Source organism: Methylobacterium sp. E-005 (genome assembly GCF_022829725.1).
Taxonomy (GTDB): domain Bacteria; phylum Pseudomonadota; class Alphaproteobacteria; order Rhizobiales; family Beijerinckiaceae; genus Methylobacterium.
In genome coordinates this window covers 1-15179 of record NZ_JAKSYG010000137.1, presented here as the reverse complement: position 1 = coordinate 15179, position 15179 = coordinate 1, and the positions used below count along the sequence as shown (strand labels likewise).

Below are 15179 nucleotides of genomic sequence, written 5' to 3'. Positions count from 1 at the left end.
AACGGTTCTCGGCAGGATCACGGCGATTCTGCGGAGGCTTCTGTTTCCGCAGCATTGCGCCGCCGTGGTGGCGGACGGGATTGCTGCGGTGGCCGAGCCGCCGTGCCGGACTCCGAAGGTGCCCATCCCGCAGGGGCGAGGGGCCGAGTTCCTCCCGGGTCCCGGCTGGCTCCCGGGTTGCAATCAAGGATAGAGCACACTTTGTGGCCGGAAATTGCCTTGTGCGCAATTTTCATCCGTCCGGTCGCGAATATCGGGCATAAGGCGCGCCGATCGGGCGGAGGGCGGACATGCGGCGGGCGCGGGGCCAAGCGGAGGACGGCGTGCGCGTGACGCTGCGCGAGATCCGCGTGCGCCCGCTGGTCGGCGACCGGCGCCGGGGCCAGTTGCTGGTTGGGCCGGCGGTCATCCCCTGCGCACTCGGCGCGGGCGGCATCGTGGTCGACAAGCGGGAAGGGGACGGCGGCTCGCCCCGCGGACGGTTCCGGCTGCGCGGTGGGGCCTATCGGCCCGACCATCTGGGGATCCGCCCGCGCACGATGCTGCCGCTCCGGGCGACGCAGCCCGGCGATGGCTGGTGCGACGAAAGCCGCGACCGGCGCTACAACCGTCCGATCCGCCTGCCGGCGCCCGGGATCAGCGCTGAAACGCTGTGGCGGGACGACGGACTCTACGACGTGGTGATCGACCTCGATTACAACCGCGCCCCGATCCGGAAGGGGCGGGGTTCGGCAATCTTCCTGCACCTCGCCCGGGACGGCTACCGCCCCACGGAGGGCTGCGTGGCGCTGGCCCGGGCCGATCTGCTGCGCCTGCTGCGGCGGCTCGGGCCGCGGACCCATCTGCGGATCGGGTGATTCTTAAACCTTCGGCCGCCGAGCCCCGAAGATTGCGGTTCCGACCCGGACATGGGTGGCGCCGAGCTGGATCGCGGCCGGAAAGTCCGCGCTCATGCCCATGGAGAGGATCGGCAGGTTGTGCTCCTTGGCGAGTCGGGCCAGCAGGGCGAAATGCCCCGAGGGCGGGTCCTCCGCGGGGGGGATGCACATCAACCCCTGGATTGCCAGCCCGTGGGTCTGGCGGCATTCGGCGAGGAGGGTGGCGAGCTGGTCCGGCAGGACGCCGCCCTTCTGGGGCTCCGCGCCCGTGTTGACCTGAATCAGCAGCTTCGGGGTCCGACCGGACCGGGCGATCTCCTTGGCAAGCGCGGCGGCCAGCGACAGCCGGTCCAGGGAGTGGATTACGTCGAACAGCGCCACGGCTTCGCGGGCCTTGTTGGATTGCAGCGGCCCGACGAGGTGCAGCTCCACATCCGGGTAGCGGTCCCGCAAAGCCGGCCATTTGGCCGTGGATTCCTGCACGTAATTCTCGCCGAACACCCGCTGCCCCGCTTCGAGCGCCGGCAGGATACCCTCGGCCGGCACGGTCTTGGAGACAGCCACGAGCTGAATTTCGGCCGGGTCGCGCTCGTTATCCTCGGCTGCCTGGGCGATCGCCGCCCGCACCTCGGCGAGCCCGGCCGCCACGTCGGCCTGCCCGACCGGCGGCTTTTCCGCCCGATGCCCCATCCCGTCCGCCGCCGGGGCGTTCGTGTCGATCGCCTGATCGTCCATGGCGTGTCTGTCCTGTCGCTGCCGGGCGCCGGGTCCGACCTATGCGCTCGCGCGCCCCGCGCAAGCCCGAATCGCGCGCTGCGTTGACCGGCTCCCGCGCAGATATGCTATCGCGGCGCAACCGTGCCGTCGGTGTTCCGCAAAACGACCGACGAGCCCTTGACCCCGCCGGATCCATGACCAGCACCACCGCCCAACCCGTCGAGCGCTACAACGCCAAGGATGCCGAGCCGCGCTGGCAGGAGGCCTGGGCCGAGCAGCGGCTGTTCGAGACCGACAATGCCGATTCGCGTCCGAAATACTACGTGCTGGAGATGTTCCCCTACCCGTCGGGGCGCATCCACATGGGCCATGTCCGCAACTACGCGATGGGCGACGTGGTCGCCCGCTACAAGCGCGCCCGCGGCTTCAACGTGCTGCACCCGATGGGCTGGGACGCCTTCGGGTTGCCGGCCGAGAACGCCGCCATGGAGCGCAAGGTCAACCCGCGGGACTGGACCTACGCCAACATCGCCTCGATGCGCGACCAGCTGAAGGCCATGGGCCTGTCGCTCGACTGGAGCCGGGAGATCGCGACCTGCGATCCCGACTACTACAAGCACCAGCAGCGCATGTTCCTGGACTTCCTGGGGAAGGGCCTCGTCACCCGCCGGACCGCCAAGGTGAACTGGGACCCGGTGGACCACACGGTGCTGGCCAACGAGCAGGTGATCGACGGGCGCGGCTGGCGCTCCGGCGCCTTGGTCGAGCAGCGCGAGCTGACCCAGTGGTTCTTCAAGATCACCGATTTCGCCGAGGATCTGCTCACCGCCCTCGACGGTCTGGACCGCTGGCCGGAAAAAGTCCGGCTGATGCAGAAGAACTGGATCGGCCGCTCGGAGGGGCTGGAGGTCCGGTTCGCCCTGGCCCGGCCTGTGGCGGGCGCCGCCGATTCGGTGACCGTCTACACGACCCGGCCCGACACGCTGTTCGGTGCGAAATTCCTGGCGATCGCCGCCGACCATCCCCTCGCCGCCGCTCTGGCCGCGGACCGGCCGGAGCTGCAGACCTTCATCGAGGAGTGCCGCCGCACCGGCACCGCGCAGGCCGCGATCGACACCGCCGAGAAGCACGGCTTCGACACCGGCCTCACCGTACGCCATCCCCTCGACCCGTCCTGGGAGCTGCCGGTCTACGTGGCGAATTTCGTGCTGATGGACTACGGCACCGGCGCGGTGTTCGGCTGCCCGGCGCACGACCAGCGCGACCTCGATTTCGCCAACAAGTACGGGCTCGGCAATACGCCGGTGGTCTGCCCCGAGGGGCAGGACCCGGCGACGTTCGTCATCACTGACACCGCCTATGTCGAGGACGGGCGGATGATCCATTCCCGCTTCCTCGACGGGCTGAGCACGGACGCAGCCTTCGAGGCCGTGGCCCGGCGCCTCGAAGGGGAGGGGGTTGCGACCCGCAAGGTGCAGTTCCGCCTGCGCGATTGGGGCGTCTCGCGCCAGCGCTACTGGGGCTGCCCGATCCCGATCATTCACTGCGAGTCCTGCGGGCCGGTGCCCGTGCCGGTGGCCGACCTGCCGGTGAAGCTGCCCGAGGAGGTGTCCTTCGACCAGCCCGGCAACCCGCTGGAGCGGGACGCGGCGTGGCGGAACGTCCCGTGCCCGCAATGCGGCGCCCCGGCTTGGCGCGAGACCGACACGATGGACACGTTCGTCGATTCGTCCTGGTACTACGCGCGCTTCACCGCGCCCTGGCTGACGGACGCCCCCACCGACCGCGCCGTGGTCGATCGCTGGCTGGCGGTGGACCAGTATATCGGCGGCATCGAGCACGCGATCCTGCACCTGCTCTACGCCCGGTTCTTCATGCGGGCGATGCGCGAGACCGGCTGGGCCGGCGTCGCCGAACCCTTCGCCGGCCTGTTCACGCAGGGCATGGTCGTCCACGAGACCTACAAGGATGCCGCCGGCGCCTGGGTGCCCCCGGCCGAGATCCGCTTCGCCAGCGAGGAGGGTGAGCGCCGCGCGTTTCACGTGAAAACTCAGGCGCCGATCGCGATCGGCCCGATCGAGAAGATGTCGAAGTCGAAGAAGAACGTGGTCGACCCCGACGACATCATCGCGAGCTACGGGGCCGACACGGCGCGCTGGTTCATGCTGTCCGACTCGCCGCCCGAGCGCGACGTGATCTGGACCGAGGAGGGCGTGCAGGGCGCGGCCCGGTTCGTCCAGAAGGTCTGGCGGCTGGTGAACGCGGCCGGGCAGGGCACCGGCGACGGCGCCGCGGATCTCGCCCTGCGCAAGGCCGCCCACCGGGCGCTGGCCTCCGTGCAGGACGATATCGAGCGCCTGCGCTTCAACCGCTGCGTGGCCCACATCTACACCTTGGCCAACGCCCTGGAGGACGGCTTGCGCGGCCCGGTCTCGCCGGCTGCGGCCAAAGAGGCGGCCGGGATCCTGGTGCAGCTCATCGCGCCGATGATGCCGCATCTCGCGGAGGAATGCTGGGCCGCTCTCGGACGCTCCGGACTCGTCGCGCAGGCGCCCTGGCCGGAGGCGGAGGCCGGTCTTCTGGTCGAGGACGAGATCACCCTGCCGGTCCAGATCAACGGCAAGAAGCGGGCGGATGTCACCGTGAAGCGGGACGCCGACGCCAAGGCCGTCGAGGCCGCGACCCTGGCGCTGGAGGCAGTCCAGACGATCCTGGAGGGACGGGCGCCCCGCAAGGTGATCGTGGTGCCGGGGCGGATCGTGAATCTGGTGGTGTGACAATCCGGCTTGCGCGGCGCTTGATGAAAGCACCCAGCGCCGCAGCGGTCCGAAGCGGCGATGACCGGGGCCTCGCCGGCCTTCGCCTGAAAGGCACAAGCGCCTTGTCGTGCTGTACCGGTTTTGATACATCCTGCAGCATCGAACTATGAAGTCCGTCACGTTCCTGGGGGATAGCCGAAAGGTGCTCCAGAGCTTCCCGGAAACGGTCCGCTACAGAGCTGGCGTAGAACTCCGCGCTGTTCAGTCAGGCCTGGACCCGGACGATTGGAAGCCGATGTCGACAGTCGGGCCGGGGGTCCGAGAAATCAGGATCCGAGACCGCCGCGGTGCCTTCCGGATCCTCTATGTGGCGACGTTGCCGAACTGTGTTCTGGTGCTTCATGCGTTCCAGAAGAAGACTCAGCAGACCACGCAGCACGATATCGATCTGGCAGCGAAGCGTCTCAAGGATTGGAATGCCGGACTATGACCGCAGAAACCTTCGCTAGTGTCTTCGAGGCTCTGACCGATACACCCATTGAAGCTGCCAACATGACGGCGCGTGCCGACCTGCTATTGGCCATTCGGGAACGCATCCGCGCCTGGGACCTATCCCAGGACAAGGCCGCGACGCGGCTCGGTCTGACGCGTCCACGCCTGAACGACCTGATGCGCGGCAAGCTCGACAAATTTTCCCTCGACGCACTGGTCAACATTGCCAGTGCGGCAGGTCTCATGCTGCGTATCGAACTGATCGAGGCGGCGTGATCCGCTACGGCGCCGCCAGCCCCGGATCCTGCCCACTGGCTTCCAGACCCCGGCGCACGAGCCCGTCCCGCTTCGCCTGCGCGATGAACTCCGCGAGATACGCCGCCCCCGCCGGGCGCCCGACCGGCAGGCCCATCGCCTGCGGGATCTCCATGAAATGCCCCGGCAGCAGCCGCACCTCCGGATGCGCCGCCGCGTAGGCGGCGAGCGGCTGATCCACGCCGGCCGCCACCTCCAGCCCGTCCCGCGCGAAGGCCGTCACCGCCTCGGCCGAGGTCGGCGCCCGCACCAGGGTCGCGTGCGTGAGGCTGCGGCTCAGGAACAGGTCGTAGGCGCTGCCGCGCCCCACCGAGACCCGCACGCCGTCGCGGTCGACCGCCTCCAGGGTCCGGATTGGGGACGCAGCCGGTACGAGGTAGCTGCCGGCGATCAGCACGTAGGGGGCCGTGAAGGCGATGCCCTCGGCCCGCTTCGGGTCGATCGCCAGGAAGCAGATGTCCCAGCGGCCCGACCCCGCCGAGCCCGAGACCGCGCCGGCCCCCGGAAAGGTCACGAACGCCACGGGCACGCCGAGCCGTGCGGCGAGCGCCCGGGCGAGATCCACCGAGACCCCCGCCGGTCCGCCCGGACCCGCCTGCGCCAGAACCGGGTTGCCGAGGTTGATCGCCGCCCGCAGCGTGCCGGTGGGGGCGAGGTCGTGCAGAACCGCAGGATCGGGAACCACGGGCTTCGTCTCCGCGTGCGCGAGCGCCGGGGCGAGAAGCCAGCAGAGCGCCGCGAGGATCCGCATCAGGCTCGCTCCACGCGGCCGGGCGCCGACCCTTGAGCGCCCCGCCGCCGCCGCCGGGCCAGCATGTTGAGGCCCTCCACCCCCGCCGAGAACGCCATGGCGGTGTAGATGTAGCCCTTCGGCACGTGGGCCCCGAACCCCTCGGCGATCAGCACCATGCCGATCATGATCAGGAAGCCGAGCGCCAGCATCACCACGGTGGGGTTGCGGGCGATGAAGGCGGAGAGCGGCTCGGCGGCGATCAGCATCACCGCGACCGCGACGATCACCGCCACCATCATCACCGGCACGTGCTCGGTCATGCCGACCGCCGTGATGATCGAGTCGATCGAGAACACGAGGTCGAGGAGCAGGATCTGGCCGATCGCCGCGCCGAAGCCGATTCTGCCGCCGGACGCTTCCGATTTCGGCTCCGGATCCACGGTATGATGGATCTCCTGGGTGGCCTTCCAGAGCAGGAACAGGCCGCCGCCGATCAGGATCAGGTCGCGCCAGGAGAAGTCCTGGCCGAAGACCGAGACGACCGGCTCGGTCAGGTGCACGATGAACGCCACCGTGCCGAGCAGACCCAGCCGCAGGATCAACGCCAGCCCGATGCCGATGCGCCGGGCCCGGGTCTGCTGCTCGGCCGGCAGCTTGTTGGTCAGGATCGAGATGAAGATCAGGTTGTCGACGCCGAGCACCACCTCCATCACCACGAGGGTCGCAAGGGCGGCCCAGATTGCGGGCTGGCTGGCAAGCTGGATCAGGTCGCTCACGAGCCGGGGGCTTCGCTGGTCGGGAACAGGCGGCTGCCCAGCGCCATGAGGTCGAACGGGCTTGGACCGCGCACCGGTTCGGGGGCGAAGACCTGCAGGATCTTCGGGAAGACCTTAAAATGCGCGGGCGTGTGCGTGGTCAGCTCGCCGTCGGTGTTCACCGGCCGGGGCCGGCGGGTCGAGATCCGGATTTCCTGCGCGTGGAAGGCACGCACGTCGGCAGCCCGGCCGTGCGTGCCCCGCCGGAGCGCCGGCAGCAGCGCGATCAGCCGCCACCAGTGATTGATCTCCAGGCTGTAGAAATCGAGCTTGCCGTCATCCACCGCGGCGCTCTCCGCGACCGTCATGCCGCCGCCGTAGTGCCGGCCGTTGCCCACCGAGACCTGGATGGTGGTGACCTTCTCCACCACGCCGTCACGCTCGATCGTCACCGTGAAGGGCCGCACCCGGCGCAGCACCCGGATCGCCGCCACCGCGTAGCCCAGCACGCCGAACATCTTCTTCGAATCCGCCGTCAGCTCGCCCGCGAGTTCCGCCGAGAAGCCGATGCTCGCCACGTTGAAATAGTAGTGGCCGTTGACCCAGCCGAGATCCACCGGCCGCGCCTGCCCGGTCGGGATGAAGCGGGCCGCCTCCAGGGGATCGAGCGGCAGGTTGAGGGAGCGGGCGAGGTCGTTGGCCGTGCCGAGCGGCAGGATGGCGAGCGGCAGGCCGGTCTCCACCAGAGCGGGGGCGGCGAAGTTCATGGTGCCGTCGCCACCGCCGAGGATCACGAGATCGACCGCGCCGGCGTGTTGGTGGATCGCGTCGCGGCAATCGGCCTCCGGTGGCGGCTCCACCGGCTCGATCCCGCCTGCCCGCAGGATCCGGCGGACCTCGTCGAGGTCGAGGCCGCCGTTGCGGGCCTTGGCGTTGCAGATCAGCAGGGCGCGGCGTGGCGCGTTGCTCATCGGGGGCTCCCGAATCCCAGGGACGGGAAGGCCTCTGTTTCAGGTCGGACCACAGGACCCTCGGTGCGCGGTGGGGGAGCGGGCGGAACGGAGCCTGGGGACGGCCAAAGCCAAGACTGTCCCCGACTTGGTACCCAAACGCACGAACGCAACCCCATCATCCCCGCAATCCAGGGCTGGTCGCCGCCGTACGATCGGGCAGGATGTCAGCCGCACCCGAGACCGGCGTGGAACTCTCCACCCCCGCGGGCGCGTTCACGTTGATGTCCGCCCCGGCCGCCAGGAAGGCACCGATGTCCGCCACCCGCCTCCCCAGACCTCAGGCCCTCGCCCTCGGCATGCTGCTGCCGCTCGCCCTTGCGGGTACGGCCGTGGCCCAGCAATCCGGCGCGGCGAATCCGGGGGGCTGGGTCGACCCGCCGCCACGCACGGCCGCGCCAGCCCCCGGGGCTGCGAAGGAGCCGATGAAGGCCACCGCTCCCCGGAGCCAGGAGACGGTCGCCGCGAAGGCCCAGCCCGAGTCGCTGCGCGACGTCGCGCCGATCCGAGAGGCCGCCAAGCCGGAACCGGGCGAGGATGCCCTGCCGAAGGCCGCGGCAACGCGCATGCCGGGTCCGAAGCGGGCGGCCGCCCTGGAGCGTCCGCCGGTCCGGGAGAGCCTGCGCCGCCGGGAACACCACGACGCGCGCCAGGAAGCACGCCAAGAAGCGCGTCACGAGGCCCGGCGCCCGCACCGGCTCGCCGAGACACCGGCCGCGATCGGCCCGGCATCGGGCGTATCCGCCGAGCGCGCCGCCGCCGCGTGGGCGCTGACGGCCAGCTATCTCGCCACCGTCTCGGGGCCCGACGACACCATGGTGGGCGCCGCGACCCGGTACTACGCGACGCGCGTGCGCTTCTACGGCCGCCCGGTCACCACGGCGGGGCTCGTCGCCGAGAAGCGCAGCTTCGTCCAGCGCTGGCCCCAGCGGCGCTACGAGCCGCGGGCGATGCGCGCCGCCTGCGATGCCGAGACCTGCACGATCCGCACGCTGGTCGATTTCCGGACCGCCAATCCCGGACGGGGCGCCGTCTCCAGCGGCGAGGCCGAGCTGATCCTGGAGGTGGGCTTCGCCGGCACGCGGCCTTACATCCTGGGCGAGACCGGCCGCGTCCTGCGGCGGAGCATCCAGGCCGGGACCCTGGCCGCCTCGCCCGGCAAGGCGTAAGGAGCCTGTCGCCGCATGCGGCGGATGGCCGGGGGACGGATCCCGGCGATCGAACGTTTTGTGAGGCGCCCCCGCGCAGGTCCCGGCCGGTCAATTCCGGGCCGCGCCAGGGTGGCGCCGGGATCGGGTGAATGACGTCTTCGACATCGGTGGAACAGGAGGCGGAGCCGGCCCGTCCGGCCCTCGACGATCCGGGCCGCCGCGCCCTGCGGGTGGCGATCCGGGACGCGATTGCCCGTGCCCGCCCGCGTCCCGTGGCGGTGCAGACCCTCGAACTCCTGGCCGAGGCCGCCTGCACCCCCGACGAGGCCGGGACCGGCCTCCGGGTTCTCGACCGTCAGGGCAATCCGCGCCACCGGGACGGCAGCGATGCGCCGATGTCCCTGGCGGATCTCGTCGCGGAGCTGCGCGTCCGCCACCCCGCCCTGTTCCTCCCCCCGGAGCCGGAGATCGAGTCGGCCGCGCCCCTCGCCGACGAGGCCCGGGATTCCGCCCTGCTGACCGGCGCCTACGAGATGACGGCCGCCACCGCGCGCTTCGTCGGGGCGCAGTCCGAGCGGGCTCGCTCCCTGGCGGAGCGCTCCTCGGAGCAGGGCCGCGTCCTGGCCCAGAACGCCGCTGGCCGGTTCGCCACCCTGCAGACACGCCTGCGCGGCCGGTTCACCCGCCCCGTCGCGGTCGAGGATGCGGCCACCTCCGGGGCCGCCCCGGCGGTGGATCCGGCGCTGGCCTGGAACAGGGGGCCGGGCCGGTTCGGCGAGACGATCCGCGATGGCCTGGGCCGACTGCGCACCAGGCTCGGCACCGGCAGCGTGGTGGATGACGGGACCCACCGGCAGCGCCGGCTGCTCCTGGGTGCGGCCGCCGGCACCCTGGCGGCGGTGATCGCCGCCGGTCTCGTGCTGGAGAGCCGCGGGCCCGAAACCCAGCGGCCTGCAGCCTCGGCCACGCCCCGGAAGGAGGCCCCGGGCGGCGCCGTTCCGAACAACGCGTCCCCCAACACGGCGGCGAGCGCCCCCTCTGCCGCCCCCGACACGGTGACGCCGCCCCCCGAAACCGCTGGTGACGGGGAGCCCGACACGCCGCTGCCGCCGAACGCCGTGGCGGGACCGACCCAGGTGATCGACACCGCGACCCTCAAGGTCGGCGGCAAGGTGGTGCATCTGTTCGGCGTCGAGTGGGTGCGGGGCGGCCAGGCGGAGGAGCTGGCCCGCTACATCGGCAGCCGGCCGGTGACCTGCCAGCCCGCCCCGGGCAGCACCACCATGAACTGCCTCGTGGACGGGCGCGACCTGTCCGAGGTGGTGCTGTTCAACGGCGGCGGCCGCGCCTCCCCGGAGGCGAGCCCTGAACTGGTCGCGGCCGAGGACCATGCCCGGAGTGAGCGCCTCGGCGTGTGGAAGCGCTAGGGCATGGCGGCCGAATTGTTCGGACGAACCGCGGATGGCCGCCCGGTCAGCCGCCATAGCCTGAGCCGGAACGCCTTCCGCGTCGCCGTCATCGAGTTCGGTGCCGCCGTCACGGCCATCGTGGTGCCGGATCGGGATGGGCGCGTGGCCAACGTCGTCCTCGGCCTCGGTACGCTCGAGGGCTACGAGACCGTGAGCCCGAGCTTCGGCGCGATCGTCGGCCGCTATGCCAACCGCATCGCAGGCGGCCGGTTCAGCCTCGACGGACACAGCTACCAGCTGCCGGTGAACGAGGGGCCCAACACCCTGCACGGCGGCCCGCGGAACTTCGGCAAGCAGCTGTGGCGGACGGACGAATCGAACGCGACCCGCCTCGTCCTGAGTCGCCGCTCGCCGGACGGGGAGGAGGGGTTTCCGGGCAATCTCGATGTCCGCGTCACCTACAGCCTGCCGGCGGACGGCGTGCTGCGGATCGACTATGCCGCCGTGACCGACAAGCCCACGATCCTGAACCTCACCAATCACAGCTACGTCAACCTTGCCGGGGAGGGGGCCGGCAGCGTCCTCGGCCATCGGGTGCAGGTCGAGGCCGATGCCTTCGCGCCGACGGACGCGACCCAGATCCCGACCGGCGCGCTTCAGCCGGTCGCCGGGACGCCGTTCGATTTCCGCACCCCCCGGAGCCTGGAGGAGCGGATCCGCACCGGGGATCCGCAGCTCGCCTACGCCAAGGGCTACGACCACACCTTCGCGCTGCGCGGCCCCGCCGGGACCCTGCGGCCGGCCGCGACCTGCATCGATCCCGGCAGCGGGCGCCGGCTCGACGTCTGGACCACGCAACCGGCGTTGCAGCTCTACAGCGGCAACAATCTCGACGGCACGCTGATCGGCCCGTCGGGCCGGATCTATCGCTCCGGCGACGGGGTCTGCTTCGAGACGCAAGCCTTCCCCGACGCCCCGAACCACCCGAATTTCCCCTCCGCGGTGCTGCGGCCGGGCGAGACCTTTGCGGCCGCCACGGAGTTCCGGTTTTCGGTGATGTGAGGCCTCGCTGGCCGCTTCGATCCGGCTGCAGAAGCCCCTGGCCTCATGCGGCCATGCGATCGGGCTCCCATGATTCGAGGTCCCCTGACACGGGCAGCGCGGCGGCCGGCGCGGCCGGGTGGGGGTGCCAGGTCTCGCCGAGCGCCAGCAGCGCGGCCTTCACGGCGTCGAGCTGCGACGGCTCGCCCTCGGCCATGCCCTCGGCGGCCGCCACCTCCTTCAGGTGCTCGTCCCAGGCCCAGCGCCGCAGGATCTCCCGCTTGCAGCCGGGCAGCAGCCGGGGATGGTCGAGCACGTGCCTGGGCGTGGCGAACACCGCCGCGGGGTTGATGAGCGCCCGCTCCAGGTCCGGAAGCGCGGGCGCAGTCCTGCGGCCTCCCGAAGCACGTCGGACCGGCGGGCGCGGGGGCCGCGGCCGCGGGCCGGGCCGCCAGGACGGAATCGTCGGTGTGACCGGCGTGGGTCCGGTGACCCCGGTCTCGGGCTCGACCGTGTAGGCCAGCCCCTGGCGCTCGGCATAGGCGATCGCCTGCGCCCGGGTGGGGAAGCTGAGCTGGACCTGCGTGGCGAGGGGATCGTCGCCGGCCGTCCAGCCCATCAGGGGCTCGATCTCGGGCGGCGTCTCGCGCTCGAAGGTGAGGAGCCACGTCCCCGTCCGGGCCCGGCCCGCCGTGTCGACCGGGCGCCCGCGGCGCCGGATCCGGGCCGTGCGGCCGGCGAGCCAGCCCGGCGGCACCGCCACGGGCGGGTTGTTGTGGCCAAGTCCGATCGTCCGTTCCTCCATGGTAACCTCCCGTTATCTCTCGGTCTCTCGTTCGGGATCGGTGCCCCGGGGGACCCGGTCCCGGCTCATCCCCGGGGGCTGTGGCATCCGCCGGGACGCGGCGCATGGGCATCCCTCATGGGCATCCCTCATGGGCATCAGGCCCCGAGGAGCCCGAGCCGCGCAGCCGCCTGGAGGCCGAAGCTCGCCGCGAAGGACAGCAGCGCGGCGTCCCAGGCCGTCAGGGTCGGGGACGTGGCCGGTGCCTCGCCCCGCGTGAGGGCGACGCCGAGCCACGCGAAGCCCGACAGGCTCAGGAGCCCGGCCGCCACCCAGGGCAGGACCGGCGGCGGGCAGGGCGCCGCGAGGGCGAGGCACATCACGGCGGTCAGCAGCCAGCTGACCAGCACGGATTCGTTGGTCGCGCCCGCCGGGGCGCGGGCGCGATGCCGCCGCCGACGCCAGAGGTCGGTCCGGTGATGATTCAGGTTGAACGTCGCCATGGAACGTCCTCCCGGTTCAGTTCAGGACGGATCCGGGCGCGCCCCGTCCGCGGCCCCAGCGCCGGGTGAAGGCCGCCGGGAAGAGCGGCCGGCGCGGTGCGGCGGGCGCCGGAGACTCCGCGTCGAGGGCCTGGAGGGCTGCCAGGACCGCGTCGATGGGCACGGGCTCGGCTCGGCAGCCCGGCAGGCAGCGTAGGGTCGGGTTGGACTCGACCGCCCGGGCGTCGGAAGCCCAGGAGGCCAGCACCGCCCGCTTCTCGGCCTGGGACAGGCCCGGATAGGACAGCACCTCGTGGGGATGCCGGAAGACGTCGCCCGGGGCCACGAAGGCCTCGAACGGGTCGACCGCCGGTGGCCGGAGATGGGCCGATGCCACCGGGCCCAGATGGTCGATACCGGTCTCGACCGGACCGGCCTGAGGGGAATGGGTGTCGATCTGCTGCATGAAACCCTCCTCGGAATCTTCCGCGTGCGGGTAAGGGCGGGGGCGGCCGGCGCGCCCTGTCGGCGCGCGCCGGCCGCCGGGTCATGCGGTCCGTCTCACGGCAGCCCGGCGGCGCTCAGTGCTTGGCCGCCGAAGCGCCGCTGCCGTTGATCGCGATGCGGCGCCGACGCTCCGGCGCATCGGCCGAGCGCGGCAGCGTCACGGTCAGCACGCCGTTGCGGAAGGTCGCCTCGGCCTTGTCCTCCTGCACCGCGAAGGGCAGGGCGATCGACCGTTCGAAGCGGCCGTAGCTGCGCTCGGAATAGCCGCGCTCCTTGTCGGTGGTCTCGGCGCGCTTCTCGCCCTTCAGGGTCAGCACGCCGTCCTCGATCAGAAGCTCGACATCCTTCTCCTCCAGACCGGGCAGCTCGGCGGAGACGCGCAGGGCGCCGCCATCCGCCTCCACCACCTCGACGTTCGGCCAGCCGAAGCTCCGGGCCGCCGGATTCGAGCCCGCCAGGCTCGGCACGCCGAACCCGTTGAAGACATCGTCGAACAGGCGGTTCACCTCGCGGTGCAGCGCCAGGAACGGGCTCGTCGGCTCGTTCGACAGGCTGGCCGGCAGGCCGGCGGGCGCCGCGGTGCCGGTGCTGCGGTTCCAGGGAATCAGATCTCTCACGCTCATGGTCCAATCTCCTTCGCAAGACGCATCGTCGCGGGAGCAGGCCCCCGGGTCCGGGGACCCGCAAGAGAGTGTCGTCTGAGACAGCGTCCGCCGGCCCCGGCGGGGCGCGGGCCGGCGGATGCAGGATCAGGCCGCCATCAAGCCGCCTTGGCCTCGCGCTCGCGGGTGATCTGCGCCGGGGCGTTGTCCTGATCCGCCGTCGCCGAGACGCCGCCGATGGCGATGCGGCGGGGCTTCAGGGCCTCCGGCACCTCGCGCTTAAGCGCGACGGTGAGCAGGCCGTTTTCCAGGCTCGCGCCCACCACCTTCACGTGCTCGGCGAGGTTGAACGTCTGCCGGAAGGTCCGGGCCGCGATGCCGCGGTGGAGATAGTGCTTCTCGCCCTCCTGGGCGGCCTTCTGGCCGGCGACGAGGAGCGTGGTGTCCTGCTGGGTCAGCTCGATCTCGTCGGCCGTGAAGCCCGCCACCGCCATGGTGATGCGGTACTGGTCGTCGGCGACCTTCTCGATGTTGTAGGGCGGCCAAGCCGTGGACGGCTCGACCCGCTCGGCCTGATTGAGCAGATCCAACAGGCGGTCGAACCCGACGGACGACCGGAACAGGGGCGAAACGTCGTACGTCCTCATAACCACATCCTCCACTGAGCAACGTGACTACAGGCGACGCCGGACACCAGGTCCGGCGCCCTCACGCGAGCCCGTTTCGGGCCTCGCACGCGCGTAACGTGCGGATGGCGGGCGGGTTCCGCAAGAGGACGGAAATTTTGTGGCTGGTTTCCCCTCCCCCTTGTGGGGAGGGGCCAGGGGTGGGGGTGGTTCAGGATGAGGCGCAGCGGTGCCTTCTGCACCACCCCCACCTCCCACTCCTCCCCACAGGGGGAGGAGAGCGTGCCCCAGCCCGCAAAACGTGAACATCGTCGCTCTGCCGAGGAATAGGTGCCGTGGACGCAACGGCCCCCTCGCTCCTCAGCCGACCGCGTCCTCCACCAGAATCTCGCGCTTGCCGGCGTGGTTGGCCGGGCCGACGATGCCCTCGACCTCCATCCGCTCCATGATCGAGGCAGCGCGGTTGTAGCCGATCTGCAGGCGGCGCTGGATGTAGCTGGTCGAGGCCTTCTGGTCGCGCAGCACCACCTGCACGGCCTGCTCGTAGAGGTCGCCGCCGGCCTCGCCGAACGAGCCCTGGTCGAACACCGCGCCGTCGAGCTCCAGTTCCGCCGCGCCGGCCTTGCCCTTGGCGCCCTTCTCGGGCGCGCCCTCCTCGTCATCCGCCGTGACGGCGTCGAGATAGGCGGGCCGGCCCTGGCGCTTCAGGTGCGCCACGACGGTCTCGACCTCGCTGTCCGAGCAGAACGGCCCGTGCACGCGGGTCGTGCGACCGCCGCCGGCCATGAACAGCATGTCGCCCTGGCCGAGCAACTGCTCCGCGCCCATCTCGCCGAGAATGGTCCGCGAGTCGATCTTGCTGGTCACCTGGAAGCTGATCCGGGTCGGGAAGTTCGCCTTGATGGTGCCGGTGATCAC

General features: G+C 71.3%; 18 protein-coding genes. 7 read left to right on the top strand and 11 right to left on the bottom strand.

The window, feature by feature from the left end; translation table 11 throughout:
- Nucleotides 1-290: 290 nt before the first annotated feature.
- Nucleotides 291-857, top strand: coding sequence for a L,D-transpeptidase (locus MKK88_RS15390; RefSeq protein WP_244001129.1), 567 nt, complete (start codon nucleotides 291-293; stop codon nucleotides 855-857).
- A 3-nt stretch (nucleotides 858-860) separates the two neighbouring features.
- Here MKK88_RS15390 and MKK88_RS15385 read toward each other — a convergent pair whose 3' ends face one another.
- Nucleotides 861-1568, bottom strand: coding sequence for a YggS family pyridoxal phosphate-dependent enzyme (locus tag MKK88_RS15385; RefSeq protein ID WP_244001180.1), 708 nt, complete (start codon nucleotides 1566-1568; stop codon nucleotides 861-863).
- Between the two features lie 221 nt (nucleotides 1569-1789).
- Between MKK88_RS15385 and leuS the strand changes: the two genes are divergently transcribed.
- From leuS to MKK88_RS15370, 3 genes are all read left to right on the top strand, one after another.
- Nucleotides 1790-4372 carry a leucine--tRNA ligase gene (gene leuS / locus MKK88_RS15380; RefSeq protein ID WP_244001127.1) on the top strand — a complete coding sequence of 861 codons (2583 nt, stop codon included), beginning with the start codon at nucleotides 1790-1792 and terminating at the stop codon, nucleotides 4370-4372.
- Between the two features lie 148 nt (nucleotides 4373-4520).
- Nucleotides 4521-4844, top strand: coding sequence for a type II toxin-antitoxin system RelE/ParE family toxin (locus MKK88_RS15375; RefSeq protein WP_244001125.1), 324 nt, complete (start codon nucleotides 4521-4523; stop codon nucleotides 4842-4844).
- Complete coding sequence (locus tag MKK88_RS15370; protein WP_244001123.1) at nucleotides 4841-5122, top strand: helix-turn-helix domain-containing protein; 282 nt, start codon at nucleotides 4841-4843, stop codon at nucleotides 5120-5122. Before MKK88_RS15375 ends, MKK88_RS15370 begins: the two co-directional genes overlap by 4 nt.
- A 4-nt stretch (nucleotides 5123-5126) precedes the next feature.
- On the opposite strand, the gene MKK88_RS15365 is transcribed toward MKK88_RS15370, so the two are convergent.
- The 4 genes from MKK88_RS15365 to MKK88_RS15350 form a co-directional block, all read right to left on the bottom strand.
- Nucleotides 5127-5912 carry an ABC transporter substrate-binding protein gene (locus MKK88_RS15365; RefSeq protein ID WP_244001121.1) on the bottom strand — a complete coding sequence of 262 codons (786 nt, stop codon included), beginning with the start codon at nucleotides 5910-5912 and terminating at the stop codon, nucleotides 5127-5129.
- On the bottom strand, nucleotides 5912-6670 hold the full coding sequence (locus MKK88_RS15360) for a TerC family protein (protein WP_244001119.1): 759 nt from the start codon (nucleotides 6668-6670) through the stop codon (nucleotides 5912-5914). The genes MKK88_RS15365 and MKK88_RS15360 overlap by 1 nt, the downstream gene beginning before the upstream one ends.
- Nucleotides 6667-7620 carry a lipid kinase gene (locus MKK88_RS15355; RefSeq protein WP_244001117.1) on the bottom strand — a complete coding sequence of 318 codons (954 nt, stop codon included), beginning with the start codon at nucleotides 7618-7620 and terminating at the stop codon, nucleotides 6667-6669. The genes MKK88_RS15360 and MKK88_RS15355 overlap by 4 nt, the downstream gene beginning before the upstream one ends.
- A gap of 157 nt (nucleotides 7621-7777) precedes the next feature.
- Complete coding sequence (locus MKK88_RS15350; protein WP_244001115.1) at nucleotides 7778-7924, bottom strand: hypothetical protein; 147 nt, start codon at nucleotides 7922-7924, stop codon at nucleotides 7778-7780.
- Here MKK88_RS15350 and MKK88_RS15345 point away from each other — a divergent pair.
- The 3 genes from MKK88_RS15345 to MKK88_RS15335 all read left to right on the top strand — a co-directional run bounded on the left by MKK88_RS15345 (nucleotide 7914) and on the right by MKK88_RS15335 (nucleotide 11281).
- Nucleotides 7914-8828, top strand: a complete 915-nt coding sequence (locus MKK88_RS15345) for a hypothetical protein (protein ID WP_244001113.1) — start codon at nucleotides 7914-7916, stop codon at nucleotides 8826-8828. The two genes, MKK88_RS15350 and MKK88_RS15345, sit on opposite strands and share 11 nt — an antisense overlap.
- A 131-nt stretch (nucleotides 8829-8959) precedes the next feature.
- Nucleotides 8960-10237 (top strand): thermonuclease family protein, encoded by a 1278-nt coding sequence (locus tag MKK88_RS15340; RefSeq protein WP_244001111.1) that lies wholly within the window; start codon nucleotides 8960-8962, stop codon nucleotides 10235-10237.
- A 3-nt stretch (nucleotides 10238-10240) separates the two neighbouring features.
- On the top strand, nucleotides 10241-11281 hold the full coding sequence (locus MKK88_RS15335; protein ID WP_244001109.1) for an aldose epimerase family protein: 1041 nt from the start codon (nucleotides 10241-10243) through the stop codon (nucleotides 11279-11281).
- A gap of 43 nt (nucleotides 11282-11324) precedes the next feature.
- Here the strand turns inward: MKK88_RS15335 and MKK88_RS15330 are convergent, their stop codons facing one another.
- The 6 genes from MKK88_RS15330 to MKK88_RS15305 form a co-directional block, all read right to left on the bottom strand.
- The gene (locus tag MKK88_RS15330) at nucleotides 11325-12065 is read right to left on the bottom strand and encodes an NADH dehydrogenase ubiquinone Fe-S protein 4 (protein WP_244001107.1); all 741 of its coding nucleotides are present in this window, start codon (nucleotides 12063-12065) and stop codon (nucleotides 11325-11327) included.
- Nucleotides 12066-12202: 137 nt separating this feature from the next.
- Nucleotides 12203-12547 carry a hypothetical protein gene (locus MKK88_RS15325; RefSeq protein ID WP_244001106.1) on the bottom strand — a complete coding sequence of 115 codons (345 nt, stop codon included), beginning with the start codon at nucleotides 12545-12547 and terminating at the stop codon, nucleotides 12203-12205.
- 16 nt (nucleotides 12548-12563) lie between these two features.
- The gene (locus MKK88_RS15320; protein WP_244001103.1) at nucleotides 12564-12992 is read right to left on the bottom strand and encodes a hypothetical protein; all 429 of its coding nucleotides are present in this window, start codon (nucleotides 12990-12992) and stop codon (nucleotides 12564-12566) included.
- A gap of 115 nt (nucleotides 12993-13107) precedes the next feature.
- Complete coding sequence (locus MKK88_RS15315) at nucleotides 13108-13656, bottom strand: Hsp20/alpha crystallin family protein (protein ID WP_244001101.1); 549 nt, start codon at nucleotides 13654-13656, stop codon at nucleotides 13108-13110.
- A 137-nt stretch (nucleotides 13657-13793) separates the two neighbouring features.
- On the bottom strand, nucleotides 13794-14282 hold the full coding sequence (locus MKK88_RS15310) for an Hsp20 family protein (RefSeq protein WP_244001099.1): 489 nt from the start codon (nucleotides 14280-14282) through the stop codon (nucleotides 13794-13796).
- 339 nt (nucleotides 14283-14621) lie between these two features.
- Nucleotides 14622-15179: DNA translocase FtsK (locus MKK88_RS15305; protein ID WP_279602318.1), on the bottom strand; the 558-nt coding region annotated here is incomplete at its 5' end.